17 protein-coding genes are annotated in these 17604 nt (G+C 66.1%); 6 read left to right on the top strand and 11 right to left on the bottom strand.

Going from position 1 to position 17604, the window contains the following annotated elements:
- Positions 1-3 precede the first annotated feature (3 nt).
- Positions 4-576: a hypothetical protein gene (locus M6E97_RS10590; protein ID WP_003122693.1), complete on the top strand. Its 573-nt coding sequence runs from the start codon at positions 4-6 to the stop codon at positions 574-576.
- A gap of 18 nt (positions 577-594) precedes the next feature.
- Here M6E97_RS10590 and M6E97_RS10585 read toward each other — a convergent pair whose 3' ends face one another.
- A complete protein-coding gene (locus M6E97_RS10585) occupies positions 595-891 on the bottom strand; it encodes a hypothetical protein (RefSeq protein WP_153565817.1) in 297 nt (98 codons plus the stop codon).
- A gap of 33 nt (positions 892-924) precedes the next feature.
- On the opposite strand from M6E97_RS10585, the gene tssI reads away from it, so the two are divergent.
- Together tssI and M6E97_RS10575 are read left to right on the top strand one after the other, a co-directional pair.
- The gene (gene tssI, locus M6E97_RS10580) at positions 925-2931 is read left to right on the top strand and encodes a type VI secretion system tip protein VgrG (protein ID WP_034005083.1); all 2007 of its coding nucleotides are present in this window, start codon (positions 925-927) and stop codon (positions 2929-2931) included.
- 10 nt (positions 2932-2941) lie between these two features.
- The gene (locus tag M6E97_RS10575) at positions 2942-3478 is read left to right on the top strand and encodes a toxin-antitoxin system YwqK family antitoxin (RefSeq protein ID WP_003131532.1); all 537 of its coding nucleotides are present in this window, start codon (positions 2942-2944) and stop codon (positions 3476-3478) included.
- A gap of 22 nt (positions 3479-3500) precedes the next feature.
- Here the strand turns inward: M6E97_RS10575 and M6E97_RS10570 are convergent, their stop codons facing one another.
- Positions 3501-3896, bottom strand: coding sequence for a DUF4280 domain-containing protein (locus M6E97_RS10570; RefSeq protein ID WP_003089513.1), 396 nt, complete (start codon positions 3894-3896; stop codon positions 3501-3503).
- Positions 3897-4168: 272 nt separating this feature from the next.
- Between M6E97_RS10570 and M6E97_RS10565 the strand changes: the two genes are divergently transcribed.
- Together M6E97_RS10565 and M6E97_RS10560 are read left to right on the top strand one after the other, a co-directional pair.
- The gene (locus M6E97_RS10565) at positions 4169-4810 is read left to right on the top strand and encodes a LuxR C-terminal-related transcriptional regulator (protein WP_003110901.1); all 642 of its coding nucleotides are present in this window, start codon (positions 4169-4171) and stop codon (positions 4808-4810) included.
- Between the two features lie 200 nt (positions 4811-5010).
- A complete protein-coding gene (locus tag M6E97_RS10560) occupies positions 5011-6216 on the top strand; it encodes an ABC transporter substrate-binding protein (protein ID WP_003089517.1) in 1206 nt (401 codons plus the stop codon).
- A 415-nt stretch (positions 6217-6631) separates the two neighbouring features.
- Here M6E97_RS10560 and M6E97_RS10555 read toward each other — a convergent pair whose 3' ends face one another.
- The 3 genes from M6E97_RS10555 to M6E97_RS10545 form a co-directional block, all read right to left on the bottom strand.
- Complete coding sequence (locus M6E97_RS10555) at positions 6632-8947, bottom strand: xanthine dehydrogenase family protein molybdopterin-binding subunit (protein WP_033938601.1); 2316 nt, start codon at positions 8945-8947, stop codon at positions 6632-6634.
- Positions 8944-9414, bottom strand: coding sequence for a (2Fe-2S)-binding protein (locus tag M6E97_RS10550; protein ID WP_003089521.1), 471 nt, complete (start codon positions 9412-9414; stop codon positions 8944-8946). Before M6E97_RS10550 ends, M6E97_RS10555 begins: the two co-directional genes overlap by 4 nt.
- A 266-nt stretch (positions 9415-9680) precedes the next feature.
- Entirely contained in the window at positions 9681-9917 is a 237-nt protein-coding gene (locus M6E97_RS10545) for a hypothetical protein (protein ID WP_003104944.1), read from the bottom strand.
- 294 nt (positions 9918-10211) lie between these two features.
- On the opposite strand from M6E97_RS10545, the gene M6E97_RS10540 reads away from it, so the two are divergent.
- The gene (locus M6E97_RS10540) at positions 10212-10454 is read left to right on the top strand and encodes a DUF1654 domain-containing protein (protein ID WP_003089526.1); all 243 of its coding nucleotides are present in this window, start codon (positions 10212-10214) and stop codon (positions 10452-10454) included.
- Positions 10455-10520: 66 nt separating this feature from the next.
- Here M6E97_RS10540 and lldA read toward each other — a convergent pair whose 3' ends face one another.
- The 6 genes from lldA to M6E97_RS10510 all read right to left on the bottom strand — a co-directional run bounded on the left by lldA (position 10521) and on the right by M6E97_RS10510 (position 17573).
- The gene (gene lldA / locus M6E97_RS10535; RefSeq protein WP_023091755.1) at positions 10521-11672 is read right to left on the bottom strand and encodes an L-lactate dehydrogenase LldA; all 1152 of its coding nucleotides are present in this window, start codon (positions 11670-11672) and stop codon (positions 10521-10523) included.
- 96 nt (positions 11673-11768) lie between these two features.
- Positions 11769-12689 carry a LysR substrate-binding domain-containing protein gene (locus M6E97_RS10530; protein ID WP_003124571.1) on the bottom strand — a complete coding sequence of 307 codons (921 nt, stop codon included), beginning with the start codon at positions 12687-12689 and terminating at the stop codon, positions 11769-11771.
- A 41-nt stretch (positions 12690-12730) separates the two neighbouring features.
- Positions 12731-13054: a transcriptional repressor gene (locus M6E97_RS10525; protein ID WP_003089535.1), complete on the bottom strand. Its 324-nt coding sequence runs from the start codon at positions 13052-13054 to the stop codon at positions 12731-12733.
- Positions 13055-13234: 180 nt separating this feature from the next.
- Positions 13235-15523: an acyl-homoserine lactone acylase PvdQ gene (pvdQ, locus tag M6E97_RS10520; protein WP_033988918.1), complete on the bottom strand. Its 2289-nt coding sequence runs from the start codon at positions 15521-15523 to the stop codon at positions 13235-13237.
- Between the two features lie 122 nt (positions 15524-15645).
- A complete protein-coding gene (locus M6E97_RS10515; RefSeq protein ID WP_003089540.1) occupies positions 15646-16977 on the bottom strand; it encodes a lysine N(6)-hydroxylase/L-ornithine N(5)-oxygenase family protein in 1332 nt (443 codons plus the stop codon).
- A gap of 116 nt (positions 16978-17093) precedes the next feature.
- Complete coding sequence (locus tag M6E97_RS10510; RefSeq protein WP_003089542.1) at positions 17094-17573, bottom strand: sigma-70 family RNA polymerase sigma factor; 480 nt, start codon at positions 17571-17573, stop codon at positions 17094-17096.
- Between the last annotated feature and the right edge of the window lie 31 nt (positions 17574-17604).

Below are 17604 nucleotides of genomic sequence, written 5' to 3'. Positions count from 1 at the left end.
TATATGAACTATTTATTCGTGCCATTCACAAGCGAAGAAAGCAATAACGAACTACTATCCATGGGTACGCTTTGGGCATCCCAAGTGGCAAAGGATCCTCGCGGCAGAGAACCACCGAAGCTATTATTTTACAACACTAAGCACATGAAGCCATTAAATATCATAAACAATGACGATACGCTGTACGTGATTGCTCATGGTTACGAAGGCATCTCAGACTACATATTCAGCCTGAGCACCCCTCCTGCGAACGGGCTCATACCGGCGTTAACGGCAGGGGAACTGTCAGTAAGACTGAAAGTAGCAGGATTAAATGCAAACCATAGAAGAGTCAAGCTCTACGTATGTAACTCAGGGGGTGAGTTTTCGGAATTTGCTACTTCATTCAAAAGCAAAATGCGAGACAGCATGGGCTACCCCAATATAGATGTATATTACTATAATTCATCGGTGTCGGTACCGAAAGAATTTGCCGACGGCAATTACCATAAAGACGGGGTACTCTTTGATGCGCAAGGCAATGTAGTGCTAACGCCAAGATTTCGAGCTTCGGAAGCAAGACAGAGAGTACCTTAAGAATAATTTAGCGCCATCTCAAATAAAAAGGAAACGAGTAATGGAATATCTATTTTTTGACACTTCATAACCACAAAATAAGCCTCCTCCATCCCCCTTTATGAACTCTGACCAAGTCACCATTATGGCGCTGAAATTCTGGTCTGGAACGTACAGCACATGGACAACCAATCCACATCCACTCATTCGATGGCCTTTTGGGAAAAGCTGGAGTTCCTCGACAAATACTTGGCCAACCGATGAGGAGCGATCATTTTCCGGTGATCTATACGTGGATGGAAAAATCGGGATGAAGGTCGTCTTGAGGTTATTCATCATTCCTTCGGGCTGGCATGACAAGGCACACTAATGCCCCGTCCCACCGACACCAATACCACCCTCTCCCTCAGCGCCTCCACCCTGGGTGATCTTTACCCCCAGACGCTTTCCGGGGGCGAGGCGTTGAACGAGCTGGGCAGCCTGACGCTCGGCGGCTACAGCGCCACCGCGCTGACGTTGAGCAATGCGGTGGCCACCCATCTCACCGCCACCCTGCACAACGACGCCGACCAGCGTCCGCTCGACGGCCTGGTCGCGGAGATCCGCCAACTCCCCGGCGATGCCAGCGCCGAGCGCTACCAGGTGCTGTTGCGCCCCTGGCTCTGGTGGCTGACGCTGGCCAGCAACAACCGGGTGTTCCAGAACCTGGCCACCAGCGACATCGTCACCCAGGTCTTCGACCAGCACGGCTTCAGCGACTACCAGTTGCAGCTCAGCGGCAGCTACCAGCCCCGCGAATACTGCGTGCAGTACGGCGAGAGCGACCTCGCCTTCGTCTCGCGGCTGCTGGAGGAAGACGGCATCTTCTGGTTCTTCACCCATGCCGCCGGCAAGCACACCCTGGTGCTGGCCGACAGCAACGACGCCTTCCCGCTGATTCCCAACGGCCCGCAAGTGGCCTACCTGGACCAAGGAATCGGCGTGCGCGAGTTGCAGGGCGTGCGTTCGGCGCAGTACAGCCTCCAGGCGGTATCCGGGACCTACAGCGCCACCGACTACGAGTTCACCACCCCGGGCACCTCGCTTTACTCCCAGGCCGAGGCGGTTTCCGGCGCCGCCGGCGTCTACCAGCACCCCGGCGGCTACACCGCCAAGGCCCAGGGCGACAGCCTGACCAAGCAACGCATCGACGGCCTGCGCAGCCAGGAGACGCGCCTGATCGGCGAGAGCGACTGCCGCTGGCTGGTGCCCGGCCACTGGTTCACCCTCAGCGGGCATGACGACGATTCGCTGAATATCGACTGGGTGCTGACCTCGGTCACCCATGACGCCAGTCACGCGCACTACCGCAACCGCTTCGAGGCGATCCCCAAGGCCACCGCCTACCGCCCCGCGCGGGTCACGCCCAAGCCGCGCATGCACACCCAGACCGCCCTGGTGGTGGGCAAGGCCGGTGAGGAGATCTGGACCGACCAGTACGGCCGGATCAAGATCCAGTTCCCCTGGGACCGCGACGGCAAGAACGATGAGACCTCCTCCTGCTGGGTGCGCGTGGTGCTGCCCTGGAGCGGCAAGGGCTTCGGCATGCAGTTCGTGCCGCGCATCGGCCAGGAAGTGATCGTCACCTTCATCGACGGCGACCCGGACCGCCCGCTGGTCACCGGCTGCGTCTACAACGGCGACAACGCCCTGCCCTACGCGCTGCCGGACAACCAGACGCAGTCCGGGATCAAGACCAACTCGTCGAAGGGCGGTGGCGGCTTCAACGAGCTGCGCTTCGAGGACAAGAAGGACGCCGAGGAAGTCTTCCTCCAGGCGCAGAAGGACCTCAACGTCAACGTGCTCAACGACAGCACCGCCAGCATCGGCCACGACGAGACCCTGACGGTGCAGAACGCCCGCACCCGCACGGTGAAGGAAGGCGACGAGACCGTCACCCTGGAGAAAGGCAAGCGCACGGTGACCATCCAGACCGGCAGCGACAGCCTGGATGTGAAGGACACGCGCACGGTGACGGTGGGCGCCGACCAGACCCACAGCACCGGCGGCAACTACAGCCACAAGGTCAGCGGCAACTTCGAGCTGACGGTGGACGGCAACCTGACCATCAAGGTCAGCGGCACCCTCGCCCTGCAGAGCGGCGGCAGCCTGACCCTGAAGAGCGACGCCGACCTCGCCGCCCAGGCCGGCACCTCGCTGACCAGCAAGGCCGGGACGTCGCTGACCAACCAGGCCGGCACCTCCCTCACCAACAAGGCCGGCACCAGCCTGACCAACGATGCCGGCGTCAGCCTGACCAACAAGGCCGGCGCCGAACAGACGGTGGACGGCGGCGGCATGCTGACCATCAAGGGCGGCCTGGTAAAGGTCAACTGAGGAGAAGCGCATGGCGGCATCCGGCAAGCTCGACCTGGTTCGTGGCGACAGCCATCTCGCTGGTAACCTGCTCGACGGCAGCCTGGAAGGTCCGTTGCGCATCGACGAGCACGACAGGCCGCAGGCCAGCCTTGGCTACCGGCAGGGCCAGTTGCACGGCGCCAGCACCCTGTTCCATCCCAACGGCAAGGTCTCCGCGCAACTCGCCTTCGTCGACGGCAAGCTGCACGGGCCGGTCAGTTTCCATGCCGCGGAAGGCTGGTTGCAGCGCAAGGCGCACTACCGCAACGGGCTGCTCCACGGCGAAGCGCTCACCTATTTCGCCAACGGCCAGGTGGCCGAGCGCGAGCATTACCGCGACGGCGTGCGCGACGGGGTCTACCAGCGCTTCCATGGCAATGGCCAACTGGCCTTCGACGGACGCTACCTGAACGGCCAGCTACTGGACGGCGCCCAGCCGTTCGCCGATGACGGCCGGCCGCTGGACAGCGAGGGCAGGCCCATGGCGCGCTGGCGCTGGTGGTGGATCAGGCTGGCGGAGCCCTAGGCGCGCATCGGCCAGGCGGCGCTCAGGGAATCAGCATCTGCACCTGTCCCGGCACGCTGATCTTGATCACCCCGCCCCAGGTGCAGATCAGCGTGCCGTTGGCGTCCAGCGCGGGCATCCCGCCCAGCAGCAGGGTCGGCGGACCGCCGGGGATCCACGGGCTGGCGGTGGCGGGAATGCACGGCATCGGCGTCAGTACGCCGAGGGCGGCGGCGGTGGCGGCGGCCACCACGGGGTTGGCCGGACTCTGGCAGAGGCCGAAGGTGGGAATGTTCAGCAGCGGGATGTGGTCCATGATGTTCGCCGCCGGCATCCCGCTGGTCAGGGTGCGGTTCTGCGGCAACACGTTGAGCACCGTCGGCGCCGCCCCGAAGCTGCATTGCAGGGTGGCGCCGGCGCAGACCTGCGGGCAGCCCATGCCGTCCTCCCGAGCGCGATGGCGTTGTAGCAGGATAGACCAGCCCATCGCGCTCGCCGTGGGGCTGGCTTGCTGTTTTTCTGACGAATGCCCGACATGCGTGTCGCCAGCGGCGCTAGAATTCCGCTGTCATGCGGGGCGGAGCCCCGCGACAGGGATCGACGAAAAAGGATTTTCGGCGGATCGAACGGTGCCCGCAGCGCCCTCGCCGGCCTGCGGCCGGTCGATGCAGGGGTTGCCGCACCCTGGCCGCCCCCAAGGACGGGACGACAATGCCTAGCACAAGAAGCCTCCCCGCACGGGTCATCGTCGCCGATGACTATCCCCTGTTCCGCGATGGCCTGAGACGGGTCGTCCGCCGCTACCTCCCGCAAGCCGCCGTGAGCGAAGCGGGCAGCTTCGACGAGGTGCTGCGCCTGGCCTCGAGCGTCTCGCCGGAACCTCCCGCCCTCTTCGTCCTCGACCTGCTGCTTCCCGGCTTCGCCGCCTCCCAGTCCATCGAGCGCTTGCGTCGCGCCTATCGGCACAGCGCAATCGTCATCGTCTCGATGCTCGACGACCCGCGTCTGGTGGACGAGGTGCTGGCCGCCGGCGCCGACGGCTACCTCGGCAAATCCCTGGAGGCCGGGGAGATCGGCACGGCGTTGCAGACGCTCGGCAGCGGCGAACCGGTGGTGCGCCTGCGCGGCGGGTCGAGCGCCGGCAGTCGGCAACGCGCCCTCCTGGACGCCCTGACCCCACGGCAGCAAGCGGTACTGCGGCTGATCGCCGATGGCCTGTCGAACAAGGAAATCGGCCGCGCGCTGTCGATCTCGCCGTTCACCGTGCGCGTGCACGTTTCCTCGCTGCTGCGCGCCCTGGAAGTGAACACGCGGACGGCCGCCGCGGCGCTGGCGGTGAAGGCCGGCTTCTAGGCAGGTTCCACGCGGCCGTACCCGGAGTTCCCGCGCAAGCATCCGGGAATGCCGAAACGAGAAGTCTGCCGCGATTTTCCGCGAAGTCTCCTCGCGGCGCTGAAGCCCGGCGCGGCGGACCAGTCCCATCCATGAGGGGCGCGCCTGCGCGCCGGCCTCACCGGGAGCGGCGACGCTCGTTTTCAGCAGAGGAACGGCACATGATCGACAGGGTGAAGCCGCTGATGGCGGCATGGGTTCTGGTCTTCGCATCTTCTTCGTTCGCCGGCGAAACGGCGGGAAAATTGCCACGAAAGCCAGCTCTAGGGCCGGAAACCGCGGGGGCGACCCTGGTCATTCCCGGCGAGACCGACAGGCTCGCGTCGCTCTACGCCCGCGCACGGGGCGAAGGCGGCAAGGTGGTGCTCTGGGCCGGCGGCGACGCGCCGAACCAGATGGACTGGTTGAAGACAGCCTTCGAGAGCCGCTTTCCCGGCGTGACCCTGGACGTCACGGTGGACCTCTCCAAGTTCCACGACCTGCGCATCGACCAGGAACTCGCCGCCGGCACCCTGACGCCGGACGTGGCGATGCTGCAAACCACCTTCGATTTCGACAAATGGAAGGCCCGCGACGTGCTGCTGCGCTACAAGCCGATCGGCTTCGCCCGGCAGAAGAAAGGCTACGCCGATCCCGACGGCGCCTATGTCACGGCCTACAACAACGCCTTCGTGCCGACCTACGCTTCCGTCCGGCTGCCAGCGGAGCGCTATCCGACGCGCTTCGCCGATTACCTGAAGCCGGCCTTCAAGGGCAAGCTGGTGCTGACCTATCCCCATGACGACGATGCGGTGCTGTACGTCTACGACAAGCTGGAACGGCGCTACGGCAGCGGTTTCCTGCGCGCCCTGGCGGCGCAGAAACCGAACTTCCTGCGCGGCACGGCGGCGCCGGCGGCCTCGGTGGGCACCGACTCCATCGGTTCGCTGGGCAACCTGACCGGCTATGCGACCGACAGCGATACGCCGGCCGGCTACTTCATCCCGACCGACGAGCCGTTCATCGTCTGGAACCAGCGCGCGGCGATTTTCAAGGCCGCCCGTCATCCGGCCACGGCCAAGCTGCTGCTGTCCTACCTGGGCTCGGCCGAGTTCCAGTCCAGCTACGGCGGCTGGCGCGCCCGCGCTGACGTCGGCGAAGCGCCTGGGCTGCCGCCACTGGAGTCGCTGAAGAACGTCGACGTGCACGATTTCACCCGCTGGATGGCCGATCGCCAGCGGGTGGCCAGCCTGCGCAGGCACATGGCGGAAATCTTCGGCCCGGTACGCGGCGAGTCGCCGTTGCGCGACCCGGCGCTGATGAGCCTGCTGGGGCTGACGGCGAACGACATCGTCGCCTTGCCCGAACCGGACCTGCCGATCTACTGAACCGCCATGACGGCCTCGCGCACGGACGACGCGGGGTCGTCGATCCTGGAGAATTGCCAATCAGGTTTCGACGGCAAGCAGGCGGCCTGGAGCGACTGGGAAGCCCCCACTTCTTATAAAATACTTTTAATAAACGATTTATCCTATTGATTAATAAGATAAATAAAATACTAGAATTCACTTTAAGTTGAAACGACAAGGCGGCGCATAACGCTACCCGTTGTCCGCCCTGGCATCCGCTTACCGCCTTCGCTGCGCAGGGCGAACGAGGCCACGCGCGTTATCCGCCGACAGGCCTCTGCCAGGGAGGGACGGCGGCACGGAAAACTCTTCTTCGACAACGACTTCCGCGTAGAACCTGATCCATCGCCTGCGCTCGCGCGAACTCACGCAGGCGACGATCAGGACCTAGGACTTAGGCCTTCCGCCACCCCTGCAACTGATTGCGGATCGGCAACTCGCGGATGCGCTTGCCGGTGGCGGCGAAGATCGCGTTGCACAGCGCCGGCGCTATCGGCGGCACGCCGGGCTCGCCGACCCCGCCCAACGGCAGGTCGCCATCCGGCTCGAGCAGATGCACCGACACCGCCTTGGGCGCCAGCGGCATGCGCGCCAGCTCGTACTGGTGGAAATTGTCCTGCTGGACCTTGCCATCCTTGAAGCTGATCTCGCCCAGCGCCGCCAGGCCCAGGCCCATCACGCAGGCGCCTTCGAGCTGCGAGCGGATGCGCTCGGGGTTGATCTGCGGACCGCAGTCGGCGGCGATGGTGGCCTTGTGCACCAGCAGCGCGCCGTCGTCCTTCACCTCCACCTCGATCACCACCGCCACGTAGGTGACGAAGCTGTAGTGCGCGGCGATTCCCCGCGCCCTGCCCCTGGGCAGCTCGCCGCCCCAGCCGGACTGGCGCGCCGCCTCCTCGATCACCCCGCGCAGGCGGCCGACATCGAGCGGGTAGCGCTCCGGCGACTCGCCGTAGTTCCAGCTGTCGCCGAGTTCGGCGGTGTCGATCCGCCGCGCCGGGCCGAGCAGCTTGAGCAGGTAGTCCTTCGGGTCCTGGCCGGCCTTCGCCGCCAGTTCGCCGACGAAGCTCTGGATGGCGAAGGCGTGGGGGATGTTGGAGACCGAGCGGAACCAGCCGACCCGGGTGTGCGCCGGGGCCTCGGGGTTCTCCAGGCGCACGTTGGGGATGGCGAACGGCAGGTTGGTCAGGCCCATGCCCAGTTCGAAGGCGCCCTGGTGCTTGCTGTCCGGGCCGAACAGTGCGGTGATGCTCGGCGCCACCGAGCGATGCAGCCAGGCCTGCGGCAGCCCGTCGGCGCCAAGCACGGCCTGCAGGCGCTCCACCGAGACCGTGTGGAAATAGGAGAAATGCAGGTCGTCCTCGCGGGTCCACTGCACGCGCAGGTGGCGACCGGGGAACGCCTTGGCCAGGATCGCCGCTTCCAGCACGAAGTCGGGCTTGGACTTGCGGCCGAAACCGCCGCCGAGCAGGGTCACGTTGACCGTGACCTTGTCGAACGGCAGTTTCAGGCGCTCGGCGATGCGCTCGCGGGTCACTTGCGGCGCCTGGGTCGGGGCCCAGACCTCGCAGGCGCCGTCCTTGTACCAGGCGGTGGAGACCGGCGGTTCCATCGGCGCCTGGGCCAGGTGCGGCAGGTAGTACTCGGCCTCGACGATATCCCCGCCCTTGGCGAATAGCGCCGCGGCATCGCCGCTGTCGCGCACCACCTTGCCCGGCTTGCGCGCGGCCTCTTCCAGTTGCTTGCGGTAGGCCACCGAGTCGTAGCCGCCGTTGACCCCGGCGTCCCACTCGACCACCAGCGCCTCGCGCCCCTTGATCGCCGCCCAGGTGTTCTGCGCCACCACGGCGACCCCGCCCAGCGGCTGGAACTCGGACGGGATCGGCCGGCCCTCGATCTCGATCACCTTGACCACCCCCGGCACCTTCAGCGCCGCGGCGGCGTCGTAGCGCTTGAGCTTGCCGCCGTAGACCGGCGGCCGGGCGACCACGGCGTAGAGCATGTCGTCGAAGCGCGCGTCGAAGCCGAAGCCGGCGCGGCCATTGACGATATCGGCGCCGTCGATGGCGCGCGCCACGTCCTTGCCGATGTAGCGGAACTGCTCGGGCTTCTTCAGCAGCAGATTGTCGCGCGCCGGCACTTCGAGGCCCGCGGCGGCCTCGGCCAGTTCGCCGAAGGACAGCGAACGGCCGCTGGGCGCATGCAGCACCTTGTTCTGTTCGGCGCGGCACTCGCCCAGCGGGACCTTCCACTGGTTGGCCGCGGCCTGTTCGAGCATCTGTCGCGCCGCCGCTCCGCAGCGGCGCATGGGTTCGAACCAATGGCGCATGCTGCGCGAGCCATCGGTGTCCTGGTTGCCGTAGCGCGCTTCGTCGCCGGGCGCCTGGATCACCTTGACCCGGCTCCAGTCGGCCTCCAGCTCGTCGGCCACCACCATCGCCAGGCTGGTGCGCACGCCCTGGCCCATTTCCGAGCGGTTGCAGACGATGCCGACCGTGCCGTCCCGGTCGATGCTCACGTAGATCTTCGGGTTGTCCACCCAGCCATGGGGCATGGCGTCGGCGCCGAAGGCCTTCTTCTCGGCGGCCAGGGCGTCGCGCCAGCCCCAGTTGGCAGCCACCAGCAGCACGCCGGTGGCGCCGACGCCCTTGAGGAAACCGCGGCGGCTGAGATTGCCGATGACCAGATCGTCGGGGTACGAGCGCTTCATGCCTTGGCCTCCTGCAACTTGGCGGAGGCGTTGTGGATCGCCGTCTTGATCCGGTTGTAGGTGCCGCAGCGGCAGATGTTGCCGGCCATGGCCGCCTCGATCTGCTCGTCGCTGGGCGCGGGGTTGCTCTTCAGCAACGCCGTGGCCGACATGATCTGCCCGCCCTGGCAATAGCCGCACTGCGCCACGCCGATGTCCAGCCAGGCCTGCTGGACGACTTCGCCGACCTTGTCGGTGTGCAGGTGGTCGATGGTGGTGACCTTCCTGCCCTGCGCCAGGCTCACCGGCGTGATGCAGGAACGGGTGGCCTGGCCGTCGATATGGATGGTGCAGGAGCCGCACAGGCCCATGCCGCAGCCGAACTTGGTCCCGGTATAGCCGACGACGTCGCGGATGGCCCAGAGCAAGGGCATATCCTCGGTGACATCGAGCTGATGATCCTTGCCATTGAGGTTCAGGGTAATCATCGGTGCACGCCTTTTCTGGTTTCTGGTTATGGAGTCGCACGGCGACTGCGCCGCCCCCCATGGGCGCGGCGAGTCTCTCATCGGACTGAAGGGAGATTATTGGCGAGAGGACTGCGGCGGATAACCTGGCAGAACTGAACGTATCGTTGAATGGAATTCAACGATACCCAAGCCGGGCGGAAATCGCCCGGGCGAGGCCGCGTTCCCGGTGGCCCGCTCCTCGCCGCTTCGCCGGAAAGCGAGCGGCTCGGCCAGGGGCAACGGCGCTAGCCGCGCCGCACGCGCAGGCGCTCGGCGTGGTAGATCAACGGCCCATGCTGGTCCTCGGCACCGCTGGGGTCGTCCAGCAGCACGCCGGTGATGCGGCCCTGGCGGAACAGCAGGCGGATCGCCAGCAGGTTGGCCCTGGGGTCGCCCTTGAGATCATGGAGGGAACGCGGGGTGTCGGCATCCAGCTGACAAAACACCGATTCGAGCAAAACATCGGAAGGTTCTAACGCCATGCAGTCGTATCCGTCGAGAAGTACCGGTCACCTTGCCTTGCACTGGGTGCCGGTCAAAGCCCATCCCTGGAAAAACGCCTTTCCGCGAATTGAAACAATGCGCAACGATTTTCCTCGCGACGCAGTGTCGCCTACCGCCAGAGCCGTTGCCAAGAGCCGTACATCCCTGCGGCGCGCCCCTGCGACAACGTTGCAATACTTTCTTCACACGAGTTCCGCTACAAAGGTATCTCGCCGGAACCGAGGGTTCCTTTGTCCACCCACCCATAACCGAGAAAGCAAGCGGAGGCACCCATGAACCACACTGCATCGATCCCCGCCCTGCCCACGGCCTATGACCTGCTGAACACCCGCATCCAGCGCATCATCCACGCCCCGGCTGCGCAACAGGCCTGCCAGGCCTGCATTTCCCGATTGCCCGGCGAAGACGAGGGCGACTGGGCCCACCTGCTGGAAAGCTTCGACCGTTCCAACCAGTGGCTGCTCGACCCGCAGCGCGACGGCAGCATCGTCCTGCGCTGGAGTTCCGCCGCCTGATCCTGTTTGCCGCGCGGCCGTCGAGCCGCGCGGCTTGCGCTCTTCCCTCCCCTTCGCCGTTCGCGGCTATCGCGGGTAGCTTCCCGGCAACAGGATGTCCCGGCCGACCTCGCGGATGTCGGTATGGCCGCAGAAGGCCATGGTCAGGTCCAGCTCACGAGCGATGATCTCCAGCGCCCGCGTCACTCCGGCCTGCCCCAGCGCGCCCAGCCCATAGAGATAGGGACGGCCGATCATGGTCCCGCGCGCACCGAGGGCGATGGCCTTGAGCACGTCCTGCCCGGAACGGATGCCGCTGTCGAGCCAGACCTCGATGCGCTCGCCCACCGCCTCGACGATCTCCGGCAGCGCGCTGATGGTCGAGGGCGCGCCGTCCAGTTGGCGTCCGCCATGGTTGCTGACGACCAGCGCATCGGCGCCGGAGTCGGCGGCCAACCGCGCATCCTCGGCATCGAGGATGCCCTTGAGCACCAGCTTGCCGCCCCAGCGGCGTTTGATCCATTCGACGTCGCCCCAGTTCAGCCGCGGGTCGAACTGGCGGGCGGTCCACTCGGACAGTGAGCCCATGTCGTCGACGCCCTTGACGTGCCCGACGATGTTGCCGAAACCGCGACGCCGGGTGCCGAGCATGCCCAGCGCCCAGCGCGGCTTGGTGGCGATGTTCAGCAGGTTGGCCAGGGTCGGCCGCGGCGGCGCCGAGAGACCGTTCTTCAGGTCCTTGTGGCGCTGGCCGATGATCTGCAGGTCGAGGGTCAGCACCAGCGCGTCGCAGCCGGCGGCCTTGGCGCGGTCGATCAGGCGTTCGATGAAATCGCGGTCGCGCATCACGTAGAGCTGGAACCAGAACGGCTGGCCGACTTCCGTGGCGATGTCCTCCAGGGAACAGATGCTCATGGTCGACAGGGTGTAGCGCACGCCGAACTCGGCGGCGGCGCGGGCGGCGAGGATCTCGCCGTCGGCATGCTGCATGCCGGCCAGCCCGGTGGGCGCGATGGCCACCGGCATGGCCATCTCCTGGCCGAGCATGCGGGTGCGCAGCGAGCGGTTCTCGATATTCCGCGCGACCCGCTGGCGCAGCTTGATCGCGGCGAAGTCGTCCTGGTTGGCGCGGTAGGTGCCTTCGCTCCAGGAACCGGAGTCGGCGTAGTCGTAGAACATCCGCGGCACGCGCTTGCGCGCCAGGCGGCGCAGGTCTTCGATATCGGTGATGACGCTCATGCAGTCCACTCCTTCGGGGGTGGCTGGATGGTAGAGCGCGACGTACCGCCGCAGGCGGAATAATTGTCGGCATCGGCGGAAGGAAATTCCGCCGTTTCAGTCGTCCGCCGCCGGAAGGAATTCCCTGCCCTGGGCCACCGCCTCGCGGCAGATCGCCGCCAGCCAGGCGGCGAAACGCTGGCTGGCCGGCGAGGCCTGGTGGCTGCGCAGGTGGTAATGGTGGGTGGGCGCCGAACGCAGCGGGAACAGCACCACCAGCCGCCCCTCGGCAAGCCAGGCGCGCGCCAGCGAGGGTCGCGCGAGGGCCACGCCCTGGCCGTTGGCGGCGGCTTCCAGGGTCATGCCCAAATCGAGCAGGCGCGGCCCGGCGCAGGGCTCCGGCCAGTCCAGCCCGGCCACGCGGAACCACGGCTGCCAGGGCTCCAGCGGCGAGCGCAGCAACGGCAGGCCGGCGAGCATGGCTGGCGTCCAGGGCCGCGGCAGGCCCAGCAGCAGCCCCGGCGCGGCCATCGGTAGCACGCGCTCCTCCAGCAACCGCTCACCGGCCGCCACGCCATGGCTGTCGCCGCGCACCTCGACATCGGCCAGCGGCAGGTCCTGGCCGTCCGAAGGACTCGACAGGAGAATCTCCAGCTCGATTTCCGGACAGGCCTCGGCGAAGGACGCCAGGCGCGGAATCAGGATCTGCCGGGCGAAGGTCGGCGGCGTGCGCAGGGTCAGCCGCTGCTGGCGCTGGACCTGGCGACGATGCAGCGGAACCGCCGCGAGCTGGGCGAGGATCGGCGCGATCTGTTCGAGGTACTCGCGGCCGTGGGAGGTCAGCGCCAGCGAGCGGCCGTCGCGCTGCAACAGGCTCACCCCGAGCATCCCCTCGAGACCGGAAACCCGCTTGCTGGCGGCGCTGCCGGTGATCGACAGGAGTTCGGCGGCGCGCTCGAAGGTACCCAGCCGGGCAGCCGCTTCGAACGCCTGCAACGCTTCGATGGAAGGAAAACGGAAATCGTCGGGATTGAGCATGGGGCAGACTTTACCCGCTGCCCGAGAACAGGGATACCGCGTCAGAGCCGCTGCTCGTTGGCCGCGGCGCGGCGCTCGGGCGCCGCGGAACCGGCGGCACCGCCCCAGGAAGCCTTGCCGGGGCTGTAGACATCCTGTTCGTCGAGGGTCACCAGGCCGCTTTCCACCAGGCGCCCGAGGACCTGGCGGATGCTCACCAGGGACAGCGGCGTACCGGTTTCGGAGAGACGCCGGTGCAGGGTGCGGATCGGCACCCGGCCCTGCTCCCCCGAGGCTTCCCAGAGCGCATCGATCACTTTCAGCCGGGCCAGGCTCATCTTCAGGCCGGCCTCCTTCAACATCTGTTTGACGGGCGAATGGGTCATCGTGACGCTCCTTTCGTGGACGAGTGGGTAGCGGGTCCCCGCCGAAGCCGAGCATCCCTGCTCGCTGCCTGCACGTGTTCCCTGAAACCGGGCGGCTGTGGGCCGCCTCTATGGTTAAAGACGAACGAGCGCGGAAAAACCGTCAGTTTTTTTCCCATCAGATCTGATAGGCATTGCTTATCATTCGCGAATGCTTAGCCGTTGCAGTTGCGGGTCGGCGTCGATCTGCCTGTCGCTGAACGGCAAGGTCTGCCATTGCTGGCGGGAAAACAGCTCGGTCTGGTCGCGGTAGTGCGGCGAGCGCGGATCGCTGGACTGGGAGAAAGCCAGCAACCCGCGAGCCTTGGGCCCTTCCTCGGGGAAGGTCACCAGCTGGATGTAGCTGGTGCCGCCGACCACCTCCAGGTGGTCGCCCTTGCGGACGCTCTGGATCGCGTTGTAGACCCCGAAATGGCCATCGCCGCCGGGAATCGCGATGCGTTCCTGGCCACGGGTGCTCACTTGCAGGTCGCCCCAGCGCGCGCCGTCGGGAATCCCGCTCTTCTCCACCTCCGCCGCCGCGTCCGCCAGCGCCTGGCGCACCTGGGTCGCCACCTGCGGCCGGTCGAGGGCGATGCCTTGCGGCGTATCCAGGGGACGTTGCGCATCGAACGGTTCCTTCCACGCGCCGTCGAGTTCGGCGAAGCGTTGCATGAAGCGCTGGAAGTAGACGAAGCCGCTGCCGCTGTCGAGGTTGGCGCCACGGTCCCACTGCGCCAGGGCCGCGCAGGCGCGGGCAAGGGACTTCTCGCCCTGGTTGTCGCGGCACAGGCGGAGCAGGTCCGGCAGCACCTGGTCGGCGCTGAAGACATGGTTGGCGGTGACCATTTCCTCGAGCGTCTTCGCCTCCAGCGGCTGCTTGCCCTGTAGCCGGCTCAGGGCGTAGCGCGCCCGCGGACCGATGGGTTTTTCCTGGCTGACCAGGGGTGAAAAGCCCTGCAACGGGCTCGCCGGGTTGGTCAGCCAGGCGCTGTCGTTGGAGTTCTGCACGAAGTCCCTGCGCAACAGCACCGGCAGTTGCGCCGCCGGGGTGATGCCAGCCTGGGCCGCGGCCGGGTCGCGGCTCCAGGCACAGCGGCTGTCCTGCCCCTGGAGGGCCGGCAGGCCTTCGGCGACCAGTTTCGGAATGGCGCAGGCGGGAATCAGTTCCGGCTTCAGGTAGGGCACCACCGACTGGTTCATGTACAGGGCGTTGCCCTGCTCGTCCGCGGCCAGGGTGTTGACCCAGGGGATCCCCTGTAGCGCCTCGACGCGCCGGCGCAGGTCGGCGACGTCGCTGGCCTGGTTGATCGAGTACCACTGTTGCAGCACCCGGGTGTTCTCCAGGTTGGCGTCACGCAGCGCATAGGCCTCGCTGCGGTTCCAGTCCAGCTTGCCGGGCCAGACCACCAGCGGGCCGTAGATCGACTGGTAGACCTTGTGCTCGACGCGCGACAGCTTGCCGTCGGCGCCGCGCACCTCGATCGCGACGGATTTCTCCTCCAGCGGCAGCGAACGACCGTCGACCAGGTAGCGCCGCGGGTCCTTCGGGTCCAGCGCCAGGCGATACAGGGTGAAGTGGCTGGAGGTATCCACCGTGTGGGTCCAGGCCAGGTGGCGGCTGAAGCCGATGTTGACCACCGGCAGGCCGGGCAGCGAGGCCCCCATCACGTCGAGCCGGCCGGGAATGGTCAGGTGCATCTGGTAGAAACGCATCGCGCCGTTCCAGGGGAAGTGCGGGTTGGCCAGGAGCATGCCCTTGCCGTCAGCCGAACGTTCGCTGCCAACGGCAATGGCGTTGCTGCCGCGCTCCAGGCGGAAGCGCTGGCGCCGCTGCTCGGCGACCTGGAACGCCTGCTCGCCGCTCAGGGCGACCTTCTCCGTGCCGGGCGGCGCGGCGGCCACCAGCGCGTCGGCGAACTGGCCGACCCCGCCTTCGACCAGCAGGCGCCGGGTCAGGCGCAGCAGGTCATCGGTCGCGATGGCCCGCAGCCAGGGCTGGCCAAGGCAACTGGTGGTCTTGCCGTCGGCCTCGCGGAGGAAGCGGTTGAAACCGGCGGCGTAGCCTTCGAGCAACTGGCGCACCGCGGGCGTCTGCGCCTGCCAGAAGGCTTGCAGCGCCTCGGGCTGGTTGAGCCAGGCGTAAAAGATGTCGGACGGCAGGTTGTCCAGCTCCGCCGACGACTTGCCCTCGCTGCCGAAATAGCGCGCCCGCTCGCCGCGCGCGGTGACGATCTCCTCGGCCAGCAGGCAGGCGTTGTCGCGCGCATAGGCGTAGCCGATGCCGTAGCCCAGGCCGCGCTCATCCTTGGCCCGGATGTGCGGCACGCCATAGGCGGTCCAGCGGATATCCGCGGCCAGCCCGGTCGGCCGCGGCATATCGGCCTGGACCGGCATCATCGAACCCAACAGCATGCCGGCCAGGCCGGTCAGTACGGTACGCATCCCCATCGATGTCGTTTCTCTGCAAAGTGGTGGCCGGAACGGCCGGGACATACAACGAAAACGCCCTGCGTGCCGGGCATCCCCTGGCGGGGAAACGGGCAACACAGGGCGTGGCGGCGTGGCGCCGATCAGCTGGCCAGGGCGTGCTCGTGCAGGGCGCGGGCCGCAGTACCGGGCTTCAGGTGCTGGTACAGGGAGCCGGAGATTTCCTCGGCACGCACCGGCAGCACCGACAGCAGGGTGTCGCTGAGGCCGTGGCTGGCCTGGCAGAAGCCCTGCATGTAGATCGACGCCTGGCAACGCTGGTCGGTGATCAGACGATAGTTGCGGTCGACCTCGAAGTCCCCGAGGTAGTCGGCCATCGGCTCCAGCAGTTGACGATGCAACTGCCGCTCATAACCGGTGGCGAGGATTACCAGGTCGTAGCGCTGCACGCTCAGTTCGCCATTGGCGGTATTACGCAGCGCCAGCTCGATACCCTCGGCGCCTGCTGTGGCCTTCTCCACCGAGCGCAGGCTACGGAAGGCGTGGCGCGGGACTCCGGAAACCTTCTGGCGATAGAAGATGCCGTAAATACGCTCGATCAGGTCGATATCCACCACCGAATAGTTGGTGTTGTGGTACTCGCGCACCAGGCGCTCACGCTCCGCGCCTTCCTGGTTGTAGATCAGGTCGGTGAACTCGGGCGCGAATACTTCGTTGACGAACGGGCTGTCGTCCGCCGGCTTCAGCGCCGAACCGCGCAGGATCAGGTCGACCTGTACCGATGGATAGCTGTCGTTGAGATCGATGAAGGCTTCGGCGGCACTCTGTCCGCCGCCGATGATCGCGACTTTCATCGGCTGGCCGTTGACACAGGGCTGCTTGAGCATGCGCTCCAGATACTGCGAATGGTGGAAGACCCTGCCATCATCCTTCAGGTGGCGGAACGCCAGGGGAATTCGTGGCGTACCGCCGGCGCTGACCACCACCGAGCGAGTGGTCCGCACAAGCTCCTCGCCTTCGGCGTTGCGCGAAGTCACCCGCAGCGCCTCGACCTTGCGCTCGACCAGCATCGGCTCGACCGACAACACTTCCTCGCCATAACGGCTCTGCTCGGCGAAGTGGCCGGCGACCCAGCGCAGATAGTCGTTGAACTCCATGCGGCAGGGGTAGAAGGTGCCCAGGTTGATGAAGTCCACCAGGCGCCCATGTTTGTGCAGGTAGTTGACGAAGGAATAGGGACTGGTTGGATTGCGCAGGGATACCAGGTCCTTGAGGAAGGAAATCTGCAACTCGCTCTGGCTGACCAGGGTATTGCCGTGCCAGCGATAGTCGGCCTGTTTATCGAGGAACAGGACTTGCAGTTCCCCCTGGGTCCTCGCGCGTTCCTCAAGGGCGATCGCCAGGGCGATGTTCGAGGGGCCGAAGCCGATACCGATAAGGTCGTGAACGACGGCGGTTGCTGTAGCCTGGGTCATTTCCAGTGTCCTCTGGATAGGCTCCCGAAACCGGGGAGCGATAGGTCAAGAGCGGCCCGTAAGGGCGTCTGTTGACTAGGAACGAGGACCGGGAAACGAAATTTAACCGCGCTGGATCAACTGGACTCCCAGGCTCGCATGCGCAGGCGGCAGTGCCTCATCGCATTGACGATGTGCTTTTCCACGAGACTGCGGGAGATATTCAGGTGCGCCGCTATCTCGTTGTGGGAAAGACCTTCCAGCTTGCGCAGGAGGAAGGACTCGCGGCACAGCGGCGGCAGTTCGTTCAGCGCCAGGGTCAGGAGGTCGAGGCGCTGACGCTGGTCCTCGAGTACCTGGGGGGAAGGCTCGGACATACCCTCCTCCTCGTCGAGGACGTGCAAGGGCTCGGCCTTGCGCACCCGGCTGCGGCGATGCTCGTCGACCGCGAGATTGAGCGCCGTCCGGTACAGGAACGCCCGCGGATGCTCGATTCGCGCTTGACTGGAGCGTTCCAGCACGCGCAAATACGCGTCGTGAGCAACGTCGGCCGCCGCCTGTCGGTCTCCGAGCCTGGCGCTGAGAAAGCGCAACAGCTCCCGATAATGGTTTTCCAAGACAACTCCTGCTCGCTACCGCGTGAGCGCT

The sequence above is a fragment of the Pseudomonas sp. B111 genome (genome assembly GCF_026428275.1).
GTDB classification, from domain to species: Bacteria; Pseudomonadota; Gammaproteobacteria; order Pseudomonadales; family Pseudomonadaceae; genus Pseudomonas; species Pseudomonas aeruginosa.
The sequence above is the reverse complement of the archived record's forward strand: the minus strand, read 5'-3'. Positions and strand labels throughout refer to the sequence as shown.

Bases quoted from the DNA above. Each gene is read 5' to 3' on its own strand.
- M6E97_RS10565 (WP_003110901.1), top strand. From the start codon at position 4,169: ATGCCTAGCACAAGAAGCCTCCCCGCACGGGTCATCGTCGCCGATGAC.
- tssI (WP_034005083.1), top strand. From the start codon at position 925: ATGCCCCGTCCCACCGACACCAATACCACCCTCTCCCTCAGCGCCTCC.
- M6E97_RS10545 (WP_003104944.1), bottom strand. From the start codon at position 9,917: ATGGCGTTAGAACCTTCCGATGTTTTGCTCGAATCGGTGTTTTGTCAG.
- M6E97_RS10550 (WP_003089521.1), bottom strand. From the start codon at position 9,414: ATGATTACCCTGAACCTCAATGGCAAGGATCATCAGCTCGATGTCACC.
- pvdQ (WP_033988918.1), bottom strand. From the start codon at position 15,523: ATGGGGATGCGTACCGTACTGACCGGCCTGGCCGGCATGCTGTTGGGT.
- M6E97_RS10515 (WP_003089540.1), bottom strand. From the start codon at position 16,977: ATGACCCAGGCTACAGCAACCGCCGTCGTTCACGACCTTATCGGTATC.
- M6E97_RS10570 (WP_003089513.1), bottom strand. From the start codon at position 3,896: ATGGGCTGCCCGCAGGTCTGCGCCGGCGCCACCCTGCAATGCAGCTTC.
- M6E97_RS10575 (WP_003131532.1), top strand. From the start codon at position 2,942: ATGGCGGCATCCGGCAAGCTCGACCTGGTTCGTGGCGACAGCCATCTC.
- M6E97_RS10525 (WP_003089535.1), bottom strand. From the start codon at position 13,054: ATGACCCATTCGCCCGTCAAACAGATGTTGAAGGAGGCCGGCCTGAAG.
- lldA (WP_023091755.1), bottom strand. From the start codon at position 11,672: ATGAGCGTCATCACCGATATCGAAGACCTGCGCCGCCTGGCGCGCAAG.
- M6E97_RS10530 (WP_003124571.1), bottom strand. From the start codon at position 12,689: ATGCTCAATCCCGACGATTTCCGTTTTCCTTCCATCGAAGCGTTGCAG.
- M6E97_RS10560 (WP_003089517.1), top strand. From the start codon at position 5,011: ATGATCGACAGGGTGAAGCCGCTGATGGCGGCATGGGTTCTGGTCTTC.
- M6E97_RS10585 (WP_153565817.1), bottom strand. From the start codon at position 891: ATGAATAACCTCAAGACGACCTTCATCCCGATTTTTCCATCCACGTAT.
- M6E97_RS10540 (WP_003089526.1), top strand. From the start codon at position 10,212: ATGAACCACACTGCATCGATCCCCGCCCTGCCCACGGCCTATGACCTG.
- M6E97_RS10555 (WP_033938601.1), bottom strand. From the start codon at position 8,947: ATGAAGCGCTCGTACCCCGACGATCTGGTCATCGGCAATCTCAGCCGC.
- M6E97_RS10590 (WP_003122693.1), top strand. From the start codon at position 4: ATGAACTATTTATTCGTGCCATTCACAAGCGAAGAAAGCAATAACGAA.